Source organism: Psychrobacter sp. A3, from assembly GCF_028823565.1.
Classification (GTDB): Bacteria; Pseudomonadota; Gammaproteobacteria; order Pseudomonadales; family Moraxellaceae; genus Psychrobacter; species Psychrobacter celer.
This window is the reverse complement of sequence record NZ_JAPEHS010000025.1, coordinates 1-17749: the sequence shown is the minus strand read 5'-3', so window position 1 is coordinate 17749 and position 17749 is coordinate 1. Positions and strand designations below refer to the sequence as shown.

The window sequence follows — 17749 nt, the reverse complement described above, 5'->3', positions numbered from 1 at the left end:
ATAAAACAATGGAGAAGCCGTTGAGAGTCTTACATTTTGTCACTGGTGGCTTTTCAGGAGCGACGAAAGTTGCTATTGATTTGGTCGAGGCTCATAATCAAATCGAATCAACAGACAATTTATTAGTGTTGCGCCGAAAAAAAACGACGGTCGCAGAAAAGCTGACAGAGCTTGAAGAAAAAGGTATCGACTATCAAATAGTCACAGGTAAGACGCACCTTGCGACTGTCCATGAATTAAAAAAACTATGTGAGCAATGGCAACCTGACATATTGGTTGCGCATGGGTTTCCTGAACATTTACTTGGAAGACGAGCAGGGCTGTTGGCACAAGTGCCTTACCTAGTACAAGTGGAGCATAATTCTAAAGAGCGCTACACACCGTGGACGCGACATCAAACACGTAAACTCAGCAAATCCACGGCCAGTATTGTGGCGGTCTCTGAAGGGGTGGCTCAGGTATTGTCTGCGCAAGGTCTTCATGCCCCCATTCATGCCATTCCAAATGGTATCGATACCACTCGATTTGGCGGTGCTCATCCCGTAGCTGTCCATCAAAGGCCGCAAGATCTGATCATGGTAGGGCGCTATGCCAAAAGTAAAGACCATGTTACTTTGATCGAAGCGCTACAGCAGTTAAAACAAAAAGGCGTCACTCCCACACTGACTCTAGTAGGGAGTGGCCGTAAGCGCTATCAAAAACACATACATGACCTAGTGGCTCGTTATGAGTTACAAGATCAAGTGACCTTTATAGAGTACAGTAGTGAGGTTGAAAAGCTATTGCGCCAACATAAAGTGTTTGTCATGTCGAGCCGTTTTGAAGGGTTGAATCTTGCAGTATTAGAGGCTATGGCCAGTGGCTGCGTCGTAGTAGGAAGTGCCGCGATGGGGGTAAAAGAGCTGATTGACGATAAATCAGATGGGTTTTTATTTCCTATCGGCGACTCAGCAGCGCTAGCAAATATCTTAGAGACCGTGCTGTCTGATCCAAAAAACTACCAAGCGTTTGCTCATGCCGCAAGAGAAAAAGTCTTAAACCACTATGATAAAAAGCATGTCACTCAGGCATATTATGAGTTGTTTAAGCAGCTGTTAAATCAGTCTGAGTAGTGTTTTATCACTCTAAACATCGGTAGCTTGATAAAAAGGAATTTGACTTTTTATATGGCGCTCGACTTTTCTTATATTTCGTGTATTGATGGTCTTGCTCATTGATCGAAAAGGTATGATAAGCTTTTCGCCAATACCATCGACCAATACAAACTCTGGTTTCCCTTGTCGCTGTTCGGTGTACATAATGCCAGCAATATTGACCTCTCCAAATACCACGTGCATATCACAACACTCATCAAAAAACTGATTTAATGCTGCCGCGTGACGGTCAGTAAACAGCCCTTCTTTTACCAAATCATAGACTGAGAAGGCCCGACCGCTAGGTGAGGTGACTCTCTCGGTGACCAGACCTAGTCCTTGGTCTGTCGCAACAAAACCGTACACCGTCTCGATAGGGAAGGTGAACTTCAACGCTCCATAATGACTTTTACAAAGCTGCAGGTACTGTAGTAGCTCTCTACGAAACTGCCTATAGATGCCTTGGGATCTGTGCGCGCGCAGTTTATGCTGCCCAGCTCTACCGCCATCAGGCGTCGCATGCTCAGACTTCATGATTTTGATGATTTTATCGGTTTCAGAGGGATGCTCGTAGATATCTTTCTGAGTGCCTGCATCTATTTTTTTAAGATTATGAGTAAAGAGCATAACAGTTCTCAGTTATTAGCATAAAAGTCATAGGGTATGAGTTTATTGGAAATTTTTAAGTATTGTTCAATAAGTATTCATAATAAGAGCCGGATTTTGTCTCTTTAACATAGGACATTTTATGAATACTTGATTGCGAAATAATGTCTTGGTATTCGGATTTATCAAAAGTCTTCTGTAATACAGAAACGAGTAAGTGTGGTTTAGTATCATCTACAATAGCGCATTGATGCTGTGCAAGTTTGTCTGTAATAAGTGTATCAAACAAGATCTGAAAAAAGAAATAGTGAGGTATGTATTCTTGAGTCTGCCAAAAGTTTAACAGTAAATCTAAACAAGTATGGATGACAGGGTTGCCTTTACGAGCAAAAATGACACTATTGAGAAGGTTTACTTTATGGCTACTATCCCAATTAAAATAATAGCTATTAAAACGATGCCAATGCTGTTTATTTTGTGCACTTTGATCACGCTGATACATAAAGAAATCATTATCTTTTAGCATGTTGGGTAGAGGAGCTGTCAGATAAATCGTTGCATCTAACCAAACACCACCGTAAACATCGAGTAATGCCAAGCGTAATAAATCTGCAAAGAATGCTGGCTTGAAGCCGTCAAGGTTTTTTTTGTTCCATACAAAGGGAGGTAGGTCTAGGTATTCGTGTATGTTTTCATCATCTAATCGAATAATTTTATAGTCTGCACAGTGTTTATCTATTGACTTGAAATATAGCTGCACTGAGTCTGGCAGTGTGCTCTCAGAGAAGCCTTGTCCCCAGTATTGCCAAATTATTTTCTCATGACCAAATTTTTTTTTTGGCCTCAATGAAAAGTTCTGTAGTTTGTTATTATAATAAAGCTCAATAAAAGCTTCCCAAGACTTAGCCACTTGGTTTTGCTGTTCAATATCTACCTTTTTTTCCAGTGCTTTACGCTTACTACGCGGTGTGGTTAAATTGTATAAATAACGATACGGCTTTTTCTTCTTTTTTTTAAGCTGCTTATAACCTTCACTATCTAAAAAAAAGTGACTTGAAATATTGTTTAAATCGATAGGTGAATCTTCTACGAGGTTTGGCATTATTTTTTTTCCACTCTGACGGGGTGATTTTTTCGTTTGTTTCGCTTCTCAAATAAGCATGGCCACCAAAACGGTAATGGGTTTTATCAGAAAACATAAGTTTAGAGGTATTTTTCCAATATTCATTTTCACCTTTAGTAAAATAAGGCGGCAACACCTTAATATCATCACGATCTAAAGCAAACTTATTTAAATAGCTTTCATCATGCCATAACGCAATGATATTCTCTTGTAAGTCAGATTCAGTGTAACTATGTAGTATTTCGCACATTTCTAAATAGCTTTTTGTTTTGCCACCAGTTATACCCCCTGCAAAATAATACTTACCTTGGTTATAAGGTATATAAGCATTAGACTTAGAATTTCGGTCGTAAGGATATTTATTTCTATTTTTATGAAAGACATGAGGTTGAAGATATAATGTGATTTCTTGATTTGCTTCTAAGGGTAATAAATCTTTTTTAGACACTTTAGATAAAAATTCTGTATTTCCATTAAAGTAGAACGTAAAGTCATACTGTTCAAGTATATATCTGACGCTTAGAATGATTTGGTAGCGCATGAGCGCAATATAAGGCCACTCTAGCGCTTCTTGTTCAATCATCGTAACATTAGAATAATGGCTTTGTTGACTCAATAGCTCTGTGTTATCAGTAAATAATATATAATGCTTATCACAATCAGGGAGTAAAAACTTCTCAGCTGACTGGTAGAAGTATTCCCAAAAAACAGTGTAACGACCGGTCGCAATATAAAGTATGGCTACCGATGGTGTTGAATCTTTATCTGGCATAAGATATATCCACAAAAAAGGCCATAATGATAATTGAATCGATTTTTATATGATTTTTATATACAGTCAGATCAATATAAAAAGGATACAGCGGGACTGGAATAAATCTCTTGCCGCATCAAGCGGAGCAGGCACGGCCTGCAAGAAAAATTTGTACCAGTCTATCTTTTTTTATTGAGTAATGACTGTATTGCTGATGGATTATTTGAAGATTAGCTCTTTAGCAAACAATGTTTTTTTTGCTTGACGCATCAGCCGAGAAGTCTCTCTTTTAACTTTGTATAAGCCTGTTTTTTTCTCCGAGTGCATGCGATCTTTACGCTCTTTTATAAGTGCACTAGGGAGCGCTGGAGTTTCTTTGTTTAAAAGCATCTCTTGTAGACACAAAGCAGGCATCATCTGGTATACAGGTTCTGAGCCGCAAGCGATAAAGTCATCAAACATCAGCTCATCAAGTGGTCGTAGTTGATGATGAGCAAGATAGTCTAGATACTTTTGTGCGCCTTGCAAACTAAGGATATAGCCTGCCGTTCCTAAGTTTTCGCCCTTTAATTGAGTTATATACCGATTCGTTGACTCTATAGGATACATATTAGACGATACAAAAACCTTTTTGGTAAAGGCTTCTATCTTAACGATATGCCACTCTGGATTTATCCAATCAGATGAATTTAATAAAAACTCGGCATCTTCGCCCAAATAAACATCGTCTTCAAAGATTGCCAGATAAGGTATCTGCTCATCAATCATTTTTTGCCAAACTGAGACATGACTCATCATACACGCAAGCTCGCCACCTGTAAGGCTGCTGTTTTTTAAGTTGATTGGCAAGTTTTTGGCGTATGATGCCGCTATATCTGGCGTCAAAGCGTCGAAAAACTCAAAATCAATATGATGGTTTTGGAACTCTTGGGTGATATGCTGCCTACGGTCTATAGCAGATTTAAGGCTGATAACGATACTTTTCATATAGGGGCTACTTATGGGAATATGAGTTTTTGATGGCAATACTTTTGTTATGCAGTATTCTTTTTTTCTTTTTTAGGCTATAAGACCAGTCTCTATTCTCCAGCTCTTTACGTTGGATGTTTTTTGCTTTTGCTTCACTCCAAATATCACTGTCCATATCCGTGGGCGTGACCAACGCTGGCCAAACCCCCAAACCTTTAGCGTTTTGGCTGAGCCAGTTTTGAAAAAATACATCAACTGGCATGGTAATCGTTTTGCCTTTTTCTATAAACTCTGCTGCTCCTTTTCTAGACCATATCAAGCCTAGGCCTAAAATAGGAAAATAATAAGCATGCCACAAAGTATGATTATTAATTTGGGTAATATCTTTTGCTAGCTTTTTTTTATTAGCGGCAATGTTGATTACATGCCACTCTAGATTTTTATTGGTGTACAAAAAATCTAACAGCTGTGTGGTCACGCTTTTAAAGTCATCAGACAGCTGCATATCATCTTCTAAAACGATTAGGTAGTCGGCATCACTCTCTAAAAATGCCGATACACAATGATAGTGGCTAAGATAGCAACCAATCTCGGAGTTTAACAGGCTACGACCGAGCGCTTGTCTTGCTTGCTGGTCGTCATAATTCTCAAAACTAGACAGTGGTTTGCCACGTCCGTCAAAAGCAGGAAATCTCTCAGTCATAATTCTCAAAACTAGACAGTGGTTTGCCACGTCCGTCAAAAGCAGGAAATCTCTCAAAACTCCAATCGATGCTATCGAGTTGCTGTTTTGCATTCTCTAAGCGCTCATGGCTACCATCAAGGTTGATTAGGTAGGTCTGTACTTTCATTGTTTTCCTCGAGTATTGATATGCTGTGATGCGTTTGTTCTTTGCCGTTATGTATTTTAAACCGTTCAGTACAAATTCGTCACCACTACTGCCAATACTCCTCAAGCCATGGACTTGGTTTTACATGACGGTACCATTTGCCGCCTCCGCCTTTGATGGCGTCTGGTGGATTAATCTCACCATGGAAGATGACGATTTTTGCGCCCTCAGGTAGGGTCGGGGCACGTACCAGATTGAATGGAATAGGGGCAATACATTGGTATTTGAAGCTCACGCACCAGTCTTTATCCCAATACTCTAAATGATGATGCTCGCGCAGATAGTTCGATAGATAAGCCTGCTCATGGCGCACCTGCGTGCGAATGTTCTCAAAATTACGCTCAAAGTTTGCCAGTAATTCAGGGTAGGTGTTTTGTCCCACTTTGAAACGATAGACTGAGCTATTGCCAATCATGCGCCATGGTTTTTTCCAATCACGAATGATAACGACGCTGTCTGGGTGTGCTGCTTGATAGGTAAAAAATCCATCGATATTATCAACGATGACGATATCGATGTCTAAAAATAATGCCACCCCTTTGAGGTCATACAGCTCAGGCTTAAAGGTGGTGAGTTTTTTCCAGCCACGCTCAGGGCCCGCAGGTAGATCCAGCTCAGGTATTGGGTAGCATTTTACGGCAGGGTCAATACCTGTACTGTCATCGGTCAGACATACCATCTGAAAGTCCAATGTCAGGTGGCGGCTCACCATATTGTATAGGCGGTTGACGTATTCTGGGCCATACTTATCACCCCACTTCATACAGATGACATAACGCTGCTCGGCTGTATAATCTGGTTGTGTCAGGGTGTCTGATAAGGGCTGGGTTATGTCAGTTGCCATAATGCACTCATATTAAAGTTCAGTAGAGAGTAGATTTATAAAAGTTTAGGTACGTGTTGTATCGGTCATGCAGTATCGTCAACGATGACGACTGATTTATATTACCATAACCAATGTCTATGGTATTTGCCACTGCTTAACAGATTGTATTATCGTTTTATAGGGTTGTTGCGGGCGAAGACTCAGGGCGTGCGATGAGCGTTCTGCCTGTCATTATCAAGCCGCTTACGATGTTGGTTATTACTATAAATAAAGTCTGCCAAAGCGTTTTTGTCAGCCGTATAAGGGTTGTCTAGCTCAGGGATATGCTTAAAGCGCCGATAGCCCCACATATAATGACTGCATTTATCCTCAATCATGTGCTGCATGGCCAGATTGAGCGCATGCGCTGCTGTTTTTGCATCGCGATCATACAGCGCTGGATCATCAAGCTTATAGCAATAAATATCAAATCCGCGCCCATCATCACGGCGAATACAAGACAGACCGACTAGAGCGCATTTGGTTTTACTGGCAAGCTTAGAGGCCAGCGTACTGGTCAACGTCTCAATCCCAAAAAATGGCACAACCACGCCGCCTGACGGATCAGGGACATGGTCGGGCAATATAATACTAAAGCCGCCTTGCTTTAGAGTTTTAAAAATAGCCTTGACCCCGCTACCATCGGTGGGTACCAGCGTGGCATTTAACCGCGAGCGGCCTTGCAAGATAAAGTCATTGATGACGTCGCCTTTGACTGGTTTATACATGATAGTCGGGGCGCCAAATTGATTGAGCCACGCGTTCATCATCTCCCACGTACCCAGATGCGGGACGATGGCCAGCATACCGTTTGGACTGGCAAGACCTTCTAACAAAATGTCTTTATTGTGGACATCGCGTATCTGCTTGATGCTCCACTCAGGCGGCATCGCCCAGCTTTTGATCGATTCGATACTGGTCAAGCACTGATGATAGATAATCTCTTTAGTCAGCGCTTGTTTTTGCTGGTCTGATAAAGAATCAGCAATCAGCGCCATATTGATACTGACAGTGCGCATGATGCTCAAGCTGGGTATCTTTATGATAACCCAAGCGACAAAACGTGCCACTATCTGCAGGACGGACAGTGGCACGTATTTAAAGATATGGTACGGATTCATGACCACTCACGCAGTGATGAATCGTGTAGTCCGTCAGATAAAGAATAGTTAAACATTATCTGAGGGCTTACTGAGCAGGTCTATTGCTGTCGGCTTGTGCTTTTTCGCGCACACGGATACCAAGCTCACGTAGCTGCTTGCTATCGACTTCAGCAGGGGCTTGGGTCAATGGGCAGTCAGCAGTTTTGGTTTTCGGGAAAGCAATCACATCACGAATAGAGCTTGCACCTACCATTAACATGATCAAACGATCCAAACCAAAGGCAAGACCACCGTGCGGCGGCGCACCGAATTTTAAGGCGTCAAGTAAGAAGCTAAATTTCTCTTCGGCTTCTTGCTCATCGATACCTAGCGCTTCAAATACAGCTTGCTGCATCTCGAGGGTATTGATACGTAAGCTACCACCACCGATTTCGGTACCGTTTAGTACCATGTCATAAGCGATAGAAAGCGCGGTTTCTGGGCTGTTTTTCAGCTCATCTACCGAGCCTTTAGGCTTGGTAAATGGATGGTGCATAGAGGTCCAGCGGCCATCGTCAGTTTGCTCAAACATTGGGAAGTCGGTCACCCAAAGCGGTGCCCACTCACACGTGGTTATGTCTAAGTCTAGACCGATTTTTTGACGTAGAGCACCTATGGCATCGTTTACCACACTGGCTTTGTCCGCACCAAAGAAAATAATGTCGCCATCTTCTGCGCCAGTACGCTCGATAAGGCTAACCAAGACGTCATCAGTCATGTTTTTGATGATAGGCGACTGCAGGCCAGACTCTTTGTCAACGCCGTTGTTGATCAAGCTTACATCATTAACTTTAATATAAGCCAAACCGCGCGCGCCGTAGATACCGACAAACTTGGTATAGGCATCGATTTGCTTACGGCTGAGTGAAGCGCCGCCTGGGATACGTAGCGCGGCCACACGGCCTTTAGGGTCGTTTGCAGGACCAGCAAAGACTTTAAAATCAACATCTTTCATCAAATCAGCCACATCGACCAATTTTAATGGAATACGTAAGTCAGGCTTGTCTGAGGCGTAGTCACGCATCGCCTCGGCGTAAGTCATGCGCGGGAAGTCTTCAAAATCGACATCAAGCATGGTTTTAAATAGGTGCTTGATCAAGCCTTCATTGATATTCATGATTTCTTCTTCATTTAAGAAAGAAGTCTCGATATCTACTTGGGTAAACTCTGGCTGACGATCGGCACGCAAGTCTTCATCACGGAAGCATTTAGCGATTTGATAATAACGATCAAATCCTGACACCATAAGCAGCTGCTTAAATAGCTGTGGTGATTGCGGCAAAGCAAAAAAGTTACCTGGGCGAGTACGTGAAGGCACCAGATAGTCACGCGCACCCTCTGGCGTAGCACGAGTCAAGATAGGGGTTTCAACATCTAAGAAACCGTGATCGTCGAGATAACGACGAATCGCTGAGGTGGCCTTGGCACGGAACACCATGCGCTCTTGCATGTGTGGGCGGCGCATATCTAGATAGCGATACTTAAGACGCAAGTCTTCTGATACCGTGGTATTTTCGTCATTCAATGGGAACGGCGGGGTCTCAGATTTGGCCAGTACTTCGATCTCTTTGCCCAATAGCTCAACTTGACCACTGGTCATATTGTTGTTTTCGGTGCCTTCATAACGGCGGCGTACGCGGCCAGTGATTTTTAGCACATATTCAGGACGTACTGCATCAGCCGTCGCGAATGCCTCTGGCGTATCAGGATCGACGACGACCTGCAAGATACCGGCGCGGTCACGCATGTCTAAAAAAATCACGCCACCGTGATCGCGACGACGATGTACCCAGCCTACGACACTGATGGTTTGCTCAAGTAAGCTTTCGGTTACGGCTCCGCAATATTCGTCTCGGTATTCGCTATGCGTCATAGTGCTTTGCGTCATAATATAATTATCCAGTTGTCAGCCCAGTTCGAAATATAATAATGCAGCCATCATTGGCATGGCACCAGTTAGGCACTGTGCAAAAAAGCACAAATACGCGATTCAGACAAATGGTCATCGCGCAGGCTGCAGTAATTTGATGTAAACGCATATTATGCCTAATCTGGCATTGTTATACAACTAGCGGTTGCCAGAGTCTCTACGTTAAATAATGTCATCGTGCTTGAAAATACGGCCAATCGGGCACATATCAGCTGCACATTAATAACAGCAACATTATCATTAGATCTACTGACATATCTACCGAATTGAGGAAATGACCATCATGCTATTTCATCCACCCAAAAACCCTATCGAGCTAAAAGTACGCCATCTAAACGAAGCGCAGAAGCAGCGCCGTGAAGATTTGATGGAGGCCACACAAGGCAAAGCCGCCCTCAAGCAGTTCAAAAAAAGCATGGCAAAAAAAGCCAAACAAGCGCTAAAAGCAAAAAATAAGAAAAAAAACAACGAAAGCAAACCACAGGTCTTTGTGCTGGACTTTGATGGAGATATCAAGGCCACAGCCGTCAAGCATCTGCGTGAAGAGATTAGCACACTGATTAGCACCGCCAACAAGGGTGATGAAGTCGTGGTGCGTCTAGAATCGGGCGGCGGCTTGGTGCATGGTTATGGGTTGGCTGCGGCACAGTTGGTTCGTCTAAAAGATGCCGGTCTAACTCTGACTGTCTGTGTTGATAAAGTCGCGGCGAGTGGCGGTTATATGATGGCTTGTGTGGCTGATAAAGTGGTGGCTGCTCCGTTTGCTGTGATCGGCTCGATCGGGGTGGTCTCTCAATTGCCAAACTTTCATAAATGGCTCAAAAATCACGATGTCGATTATGAGATGTTTACCGCTGGCGACTACAAGCGTACCGTGACGGTATTTGGAGAAAACGACGCCGAAGACCGCGCCAAGTATCAAGAAGAGCTTGAGCAGACGCATGCGCTGTTTAAGCATTTTGTCAACACCTACCGTCCAGCTCTAGACTTAGAAAAAGTCGCGACAGGCGAGCACTGGTATGGCGAAGATGCCTTGACGCTAAACTTGGTCGATGAGCTACAAACCTCCGACAGCTATATCTTGGCACGTATGGAAGACAGTGAGGTGTATGCCCTGCATTCAAGACAAAAACCAACGCTCGCAGAAAAGCTGGGACTGGCGCAAGCAGCAGAGGCGACTCTACATGTGGCGCTCGACAAGCTGCCAGATGCCTTGGCGCGCTTTGAATTAAACAGTCGTTTAAATATCCTAAAATAACATGAAATATCAAAAGGTTGTTTAGTCGTCAGCTCTGCAGGCTTTATGATTGACTGATAAAGTGTTTGTGTTTTGTAAAAGGCGTGGCCTAGCTGGTCGCGCCTTTTTTGCTGTTTATTGATAATCACTGTGTTATAAATGTAGCGGACAAAAGAGAGTATACGTACGTACACTATAATGTTTTATTAAAATTTCGATGTGAAATTTATAAGAGTCATTAACCATAAGTAGAGAAAAGGAAGTCACTATGTCTAGTCAAACCCTGATGTTTACCGCAACAGAACATGGTCAGGCCATGTATGCCAAAGTCAAAGCGTTCATCGAGACCCATATCGAGCCAATAGAAGCGCAGTTTTGGCAAGATTGTCATGCACAAAACCCTGATGGTGACTGGACCACATGGCAGTGGCCTGAAAAATACGAGAGCTTGCGTCAGCAGGCACGTGACGCTGGATTATGGAACCTGTTTTTGCCAGATGATGAGTTGGGTGCTGGCTTGTCTGTCACCGACTATGCACCGATTGCTGAGCTGACGGGTCGTAGTTTGCTGGCGCCTTATGTATTCAATTGCAATGCACCTGATAGTGGCAATATGGAGTTGTTATGGCGCTATGGCTCAAAAGAGCAGCAAGACCAGTGGCTTACGCCGTTGTTAGAAGGTAAGACGCGCTCGGTGTTTTGTATGACCGAGCCTGAGGTGGCTTCCAGTGACGCGACCAATATGCAAGCGACGGCGGTGGTCGAAGGTGACGAAATCGTCATCAATGGCAGCAAGTGGTGGTCGTCAGGTCTGGGTGATCCTGCGGTCGATGTATTAATCGTCATGGCCTATACCCCTGATGAGAATAAAGACCGTCACCATCAGCACTCGATGGTACTAGTACCGGCAAAAACCGCTGGCGTCAAAATCGAGCGTATGCTCAAAGTATTTGGTGATTATGATGCGCCGCATGGTCATGGAGAGGTCAGCTTTAATGATGTGCGTGTGCCAGCCAGTCACTTTATCGGCGGGCCGGGTATGGGCTTTGAGATAGCCCAAGGCCGCTTAGGACCAGGCCGCATTCATCACTGTATGCGCTGTATCGGTGCGGCTGAGAAGTCGTTGGAGCTGGCTGTCAAACGCGGCATGGCACGGACGGCTTTTGGTAAGCCACTGATCCAGCTGGGCGGTAACTTTGAGCGTATCAGTGATGCTCGGGTTAAGATTGACCAAGCACGTCTATTGACACTATACGCCGCGCAAAAAATGGATGCCCAAGGCACCAAAGCGGCACTCACTGAAATCTCTGCGATAAAGGTCGTCGCACCCACAGTATTGCAAGAAGTGGTCGATATGGCGATTCAAATCCATGGCGGTATGGGTGTGTGCCAAGACACGATGTTGCCGTCATTTTATGCACAAGCTCGCGCGCTGCGTCTAGCTGACGGCCCTGATGAAGTGCATAAAACCATGATTGCCAAACTTGAGCTAAAGCGTCAAGGTTTTAGCCGCTCGTCGAAACCTGCTAAATCTTAATATAAGAGTAGGGCGCGTTGCACATTCATAACGTGTTGAACATTCACAAATAGGCACTGCTAATCGCTAAAATGGCGCTAGACAAGGCGCAAAGCGACGATAATGCAGATGCCTTACAGTAATGATTGATTACTTTAATTGACCACATGATAAGGAACATCTTATGGCTACTGATACTCATGCCAACTCTACTGACAACGATGACCAGTCACCGAGCAGCGTCCTAGATAAAGGCGGCGCAGTGCGCGAAGGCGAAGAGCTGGATGCTCACGCGGTCAGCGACTGGCTACGCGAGCAGGGTGTTGATATAAAAGGCGAGCCAACAGTCACTCAGTTTTCAGGCGGCGCATCAAACTGGACGTACCGGCTACAATATGAAGGCACGGGTGCAGAGCAAGATTTGATCTTACGTCGTCCGCCAAAAGGCACCAAAGCCAAGTCGGCGCATGACATGGTGCGTGAGTACACGGTACAAAAAGCCTTAAAAGACGCTTACCCTTATGTGCCAAATATGGTGGCGCTATGTACCGATGAGTCAGTCATCGGAGCGGATTTTTATGTCATGGAGCGTATGGAAGGCATCATTCCGCGTGCCAATCTGCCCAAAGGGATTGAGTTAGATGAATCGCAAATACGCGCATTATGCACCAATGTCATCGACGCCTTGATTGATCTACATCAAGTAGACTATAGCGCGCATCCTGACTTGGTCGAGCTTGGCCGCGGTGAGGGCTACTGCGAGCGCCAAGTGACAGGCTGGGATAAGCGCTATGTCAAAGCCAAAACACCCAATGTGCCAAGCTTTGCGTTGGTGCGTCAATGGCTGACTAAGCACACACCTGCCGATAGTAAAACTTGCTTGATTCACAACGACTGGCGCTTTGATAATGTGATCTTAGATGCCACGGATCCAACCAAAGTCATTGGTGTGCTCGATTGGGAAATGGCGACTTTGGGCGATCCGTTGATGGATTTGGGCAGTGCTTTGGCTTACTGGATAGAAGCCGACGATAACATGATCATGCAGCAGTCCCGCCGTCAGCCCACGCATTTAAAGGGCATGATGACCCGTGAGGAAGTGGTGGATTATTATCTGGAGCGTACGGGCCTACAGATAGACAACTGGACGTTTTATGAGGTGTTTGGGTTGTTTCGCTTAGCGGGTATCGTACAGCAAATTTATTATCGCTATTATCATAAACAAACCACCAACCCTGCCTTTAAAAACTTTTGGATCATCGTCCATGTCTTGCATGCCAAGTGCTTAAAGCTGATCGCTCAGTATGAGGGCGAGGCGTTGTTTACCAGTCACGTGCAGCCGCATTTAGCAGACATGGGCGTCGATGCTGCTACCATCGCACAGCTACCCAGTCCTGTACAAAAAATTGTCAAAAGTATCTTACCAAAAAGTTACTTTACCCAGACGTCGTCATCGGTGGACGAGTAACGCGCTGATACGCCGCTAACAAATACCGTTGGATTAATAACAAAAGGCAGCATTTTATGACCACCATACTTCTGGCACGTCATGGTCAGGCGTCCTTTGGGCAAGCAAACTACGATCAGCTCTCAGAGTTGGGCAGTATTCAGGCGCAGATGTTAGGTGAGCATTATGCAAACACCCAGCGCCGTATCGATGCCATCTTTACCGGCAGCTTGGTCAGGCAGCAAGACTCAGCGCGGCACTTTTGGCAGCGCTATCAGTCTTTTGCGAGCAGAGATCAAAACCAAACGCCGCCGCTCGTATCTGCCATTGACTTAGACAATACGGATCGCCATGTCTTGCCGCAGTTTGATGAGTTTAATCATCAAGACGTCTTGATGAAGTTTCATCCAGCTTTTGGCAATCGCGCGGCAATCGCGGCCGAGATTGCGCAAGCAGAGGTCCCATCTAAGCGTTTGGCCGAGCTGTTTGATCAAGCGATGCAGCGCTGGCATGGCGGCGAGTGCGATGATGACTATCTAGAGAGCTGGCCACAGTTCAACGACCGCGCCCAGTTGGCGCTCGAGCAGGTACGACAAAAAGTGGTGGATATGAGCCTAAATCGTGACAGTACGGTGCTGGTTTTTACCTCAGGTGGCGTGATCGCGGCCATCACAGCTCAGCTATTAAAGCAGGGCAGCTCAACGGCTTATCAGATTAATAAAAGTCTGGTCAATACTGGGGTGACGGCGATCACCTTTAAAAATGAGCGAACGCGTTTGCTGTCTTTAAATGAGTATAGTCACCTGTTTTCAGCAGGCAAAGGGTTTGTGACGTGGCGATAAGTTGGTATCTGACGGCATGGATACGCTATAGTAAGACAACGGCGCTCGCGGCTGCGGCTAAGGACGAATGCCATCCTCTATGATCGCCGCGTATCATCCGCTTATCTTGTCTGATGATAAAATAAGCGCTATTTCATTATAAGATATCAAGGACTGTCTATGCAAAATCATATTTTAAAGGTCGTCAAGCAAAAAGCCGAGCAGCGCAAGCGGCAGATATTAAGCGCACTATACCCGGATCGGTATCTAAAAAAACGCAGCAAACAACAAGTCGGGCGCGGCAAAACCGTACTCATCACAGGAGCCAGCTCAGGCTTGGGTGAAGGGATGGCCAGACTCTTTGCCAAGCTTGGTTATAATTTGGCGATTTGTGCGCGCCGTACCGATCGCCTAGAGCGTTTAACCTCAGAGCTAGTGGCAGAGTATCCGGACATTCGGGTCGAGTATCGCGCTTTGGATGTGAGCAACTATGACGAGATATTTTCAGTGTTTGATACCTTTGCTGTGGACTTCGATGGTATCGACCGTGTGGTCGTCAATGCGGGTGTGGGAGATAGTCGCCGTATTGGTAAAGGCCGTTTTGAAACCAACCGTCATACAGTCGAGATCAATTTTATATCCGCGCTGGCACAGTGTGAAGCGGCGATGAATATCTTTCGCGCACAAAACAGCGGTCACTTGGTGGTGATCTCTAGTATGTCGGCCATGCGTGGTTTGCCCAAACACCTAACGGCGTATGGTGCAAGCAAAGCGGGGCTGGCGCATCTTGCAGAGGGTATTCGTGCTGATATGCTACTTACCAATCTGCCCATTCAGGTGTCTACGATTTATCCAGGCTATGTACGTACCGAGATCAATGAAAACGCCAAACCGCTGCCGTTTGAGGTCAATGCCGAAACGGGCACCAAAGCCATCGTTACCGCCATTGAGGCTGAGGTAGAAGAAGCCTGTGTACCAAGCTTGCCGTGGTCGGTGGTGGGTAAGGCGATGAAGCATCTGCCATTACAGGTGGTCAATAAGTTCAGTTAGCATCTCACTTAAAACGCAAATACAATAAAAATATAAATAGACAAAAAAAGCCCTCTATATCTGTATAGAGGGCTTTTTACGCTGCAGTATCCGCAGTGTTAGACGCTTTGACTAAAGCGTTTGCGGGTTGTCGAGTTGATGCTGTTCGCGCAGCTTTTGCCGCAGTACCTTACCGACGTTACTCTTTGGTAGCTCGCTGACAAACTCAATATGACGCGGGCATTTGTAACCCGTTAAGTTGTCTAGCGCAAACTCTTTGATGGCTTCTTTGGTGACATTGTTGTCCGCTGGCACGATATAGATTTTGACCGCTTCACCTTGATGCTCATCAGGGATACCGATCACCGCACAGTCGACAATGTCGTCGCAGTCAAGCATGACAGACTCAATCTCATTAGGAAAAACATTAAAACCAGAGACCAAAATCATGTCTTTTTTACGATCGAGTAGGGTAAAGTAGCCTTTTTCATCCATACTAACGATATCACCAGTACGGAAGTAACCATCGCTGGTAAACTCTTTACTGTTGTCTTTATTAAAGTAGCCTGAGGTGACATTTGGGCCTTTGATGCACATCTCGCCAGCCTGATGGGGTCCTAGGCGCTCACCGTTTTCGCCAACGACGATAATATCGACGCTCGGGACGGGAATACCAATAGTGCCATTGAACTTACGATCTGTGATGACATTGGCCGTACCAGCGGCCACGCCTTCGGTCATCCCCCAGCCCTCGATCATCGGGCATCCTGTCACATCCAGCCAGCGTGCAGCGGTTTGTTCGGTCGCCGCCATACCACCTGCCTGCGAGATACGTAGCGAGCTAAAATCCAAGTCTTTAAAGTTTGGCTGATCCAGCAAGCCTTTAAACAGCGTATTGACCGCTGGAAAAATATGGAAAGGCTGTTTTGATAAGGTTTTGACAAATCCTGGCATATCGCGCGGATTAGGAACCAATATAAAGGTATAACCTGAGCGCATGCCAAGCAAGCTAAGCATAAAGGCAAAGATATGATACAGCGGTAGCGCCATGACCATATTGATATACACTTCATTGATCTCAGAGGTGACCGGACGATACCATGCTTCTGACTGTAGGGCGGCTGCCACCACATTGCGCTGTGTGAGCACGGCACCTTTTGATAGTCCAGTGGTACCACCAGTGTATTGCAAGATAGCCGTTTGGCTTAAGCTGGTTTTTGAGGGCTGAAACGGTAGACTCTTGCCTTTTTTTAGGACATCAGGGAATTTGGTGACGTTATATTTAGGATCATTGAGGTTGTACTTAGGTACCAAGCGTTTGACTTGACGGATAACGGTATTGACCAAAATACCCTTAAGCCCCATCATGTCGCCCATTTTGGATAAAACAATACGTCTAATGGCCGTCTCTTCGATGACCTGCTCGAGCGCTTGGGCAAAGTTGTCTACCACAAAGATAACTTGCGCACCTGAATCGTTGAGCTGATGGCGCAGCTCGCGGCCAGTGTATAATGGGTTGATAGGCGTACATACGTAGCCTGCCCGCAAGATACCGATCATCGTGGGCAAATACTGCGGTACGTTTGGCATCATCAATGCCACCACGCTACCTTTGGGGATTCCCTGCGACTGTAGCCATGCGGCGACGGCCAATGAGGCTTTGTCGACGTCATCATACGTGTGTGTCACGCCCATACAGACACTCATAGGGTGCATACGAAAGCGGTTAAAACACTCCTCGTATAGCTCGATGAGGCTGTCGTATTGATCAGGGTCGATGCTCTTTGGTACGTTTGCTGGATAATGAGCAAGCCAAGGCTTATCTGTAGTCATATTTAGCGTCCTTAATTTTGATATAAGTTAAGGTTCTATAAGAAAGTAGTCACATCCTTGTCAACGATATGCGCTCAATCACTGAGTGCGATATGGTCGAGTGCTATCCTATCTATTACTGACTGCTAACATATGGTGGCCTTTGTACAATGGTGTTTAACGATCAAAAATGCTGGTTTGAATGGGTTAAACGATTGATTGTGCACCTCGCTTTCACACGAGGTTAAATAAAACATATATATGGTAAAACGACGATATTCTGTTGTTTTAACGAATGTTTTCTTTAATTAAAGCAACAGAATAATACGTGACATATTCCGGCAATACATTAACACAACTACAACGTAAATCGATATTATTATACTAGAACTTCTTAGTACATATATAAATTTGATTAATCAAATAAGATGTGTTGCAAGTGAAATAAGTTGACTTCCTCCCCTCCCTAAAGTGA

14 protein-coding genes and 1 pseudogene are annotated in these 17749 nt (G+C 45.0%); 6 read left to right on the top strand and 9 right to left on the bottom strand.

What is annotated here, in order from left to right; translation table 11 throughout:
• Nucleotides 1-20 precede the first annotated feature (20 nt).
• Entirely contained in the window at nucleotides 21-1112 is a 1092-nt protein-coding gene (locus NK638_RS05515; protein ID WP_274632234.1) for a glycosyltransferase, read from the top strand.
• Nucleotides 1113-1124: 12 nt separating this feature from the next.
• Here NK638_RS05515 and NK638_RS05510 read toward each other — a convergent pair whose 3' ends face one another.
• The 8 genes and pseudogenes from NK638_RS05510 to aspS all read right to left on the bottom strand — a co-directional run bounded on the left by NK638_RS05510 (nucleotide 1125) and on the right by aspS (nucleotide 9355).
• Entirely contained in the window at nucleotides 1125-1760 is a 636-nt protein-coding gene (locus NK638_RS05510) for a YrbL family protein (protein WP_274632233.1), read from the bottom strand.
• Between the two features lie 55 nt (nucleotides 1761-1815).
• A complete protein-coding gene (locus NK638_RS05505; protein ID WP_274632232.1) occupies nucleotides 1816-2841 on the bottom strand; it encodes a capsular polysaccharide synthesis protein in 1026 nt (341 codons plus the stop codon).
• On the bottom strand, nucleotides 2774-3634 hold the full coding sequence (locus tag NK638_RS05500) for a glycosyltransferase (protein ID WP_274632231.1): 861 nt from the start codon (nucleotides 3632-3634) through the stop codon (nucleotides 2774-2776). Before NK638_RS05500 ends, NK638_RS05505 begins: the two co-directional genes overlap by 68 nt.
• A 201-nt stretch (nucleotides 3635-3835) precedes the next feature.
• Nucleotides 3836-4603, bottom strand: a complete 768-nt coding sequence (locus NK638_RS05495; protein ID WP_274632230.1) for a glycosyltransferase family 25 protein — start codon at nucleotides 4601-4603, stop codon at nucleotides 3836-3838.
• 7 nt (nucleotides 4604-4610) lie between these two features.
• A pseudogene (locus NK638_RS05490) lies at nucleotides 4611-5436 on the bottom strand (glycosyltransferase family 25 protein).
• A gap of 85 nt (nucleotides 5437-5521) precedes the next feature.
• A complete protein-coding gene (locus NK638_RS05485) occupies nucleotides 5522-6319 on the bottom strand; it encodes a glycosyltransferase (RefSeq protein WP_274632229.1) in 798 nt (265 codons plus the stop codon).
• A 182-nt stretch (nucleotides 6320-6501) separates the two neighbouring features.
• Nucleotides 6502-7461 (bottom strand): lysophospholipid acyltransferase family protein, encoded by a 960-nt coding sequence (locus NK638_RS05480; RefSeq protein ID WP_274632228.1) that lies wholly within the window; start codon nucleotides 7459-7461, stop codon nucleotides 6502-6504.
• A 67-nt stretch (nucleotides 7462-7528) separates the two neighbouring features.
• Nucleotides 7529-9355 carry an aspartate--tRNA ligase gene (gene aspS, locus NK638_RS05475; protein ID WP_274632246.1) on the bottom strand — a complete coding sequence of 609 codons (1827 nt, stop codon included), beginning with the start codon at nucleotides 9353-9355 and terminating at the stop codon, nucleotides 7529-7531.
• 340 nt (nucleotides 9356-9695) lie between these two features.
• On the opposite strand from aspS, the gene sohB reads away from it, so the two are divergent.
• The 5 genes from sohB to NK638_RS05450 all read left to right on the top strand — a co-directional run bounded on the left by sohB (nucleotide 9696) and on the right by NK638_RS05450 (nucleotide 15483).
• A complete protein-coding gene (gene sohB, locus NK638_RS05470; RefSeq protein ID WP_274632227.1) occupies nucleotides 9696-10670 on the top strand; it encodes a protease SohB in 975 nt (324 codons plus the stop codon).
• 265 nt (nucleotides 10671-10935) lie between these two features.
• Entirely contained in the window at nucleotides 10936-12186 is a 1251-nt protein-coding gene (locus NK638_RS05465) for an acyl-CoA dehydrogenase family protein (protein WP_274632245.1), read from the top strand.
• Between the two features lie 163 nt (nucleotides 12187-12349).
• Entirely contained in the window at nucleotides 12350-13633 is a 1284-nt protein-coding gene (locus NK638_RS05460; protein WP_274632226.1) for a phosphotransferase family protein, read from the top strand.
• 56 nt (nucleotides 13634-13689) lie between these two features.
• A complete protein-coding gene (locus tag NK638_RS05455) occupies nucleotides 13690-14454 on the top strand; it encodes a histidine phosphatase family protein (protein ID WP_274632225.1) in 765 nt (254 codons plus the stop codon).
• A 159-nt stretch (nucleotides 14455-14613) separates the two neighbouring features.
• Nucleotides 14614-15483, top strand: coding sequence for an SDR family oxidoreductase (locus NK638_RS05450; protein WP_274632224.1), 870 nt, complete (start codon nucleotides 14614-14616; stop codon nucleotides 15481-15483).
• A gap of 111 nt (nucleotides 15484-15594) precedes the next feature.
• Here the strand turns inward: NK638_RS05450 and NK638_RS05445 are convergent, their stop codons facing one another.
• A complete protein-coding gene (locus NK638_RS05445) occupies nucleotides 15595-17295 on the bottom strand; it encodes an AMP-binding protein (protein WP_192995492.1) in 1701 nt (566 codons plus the stop codon).
• Nucleotides 17296-17749: the final 454 nt, after the last annotated feature.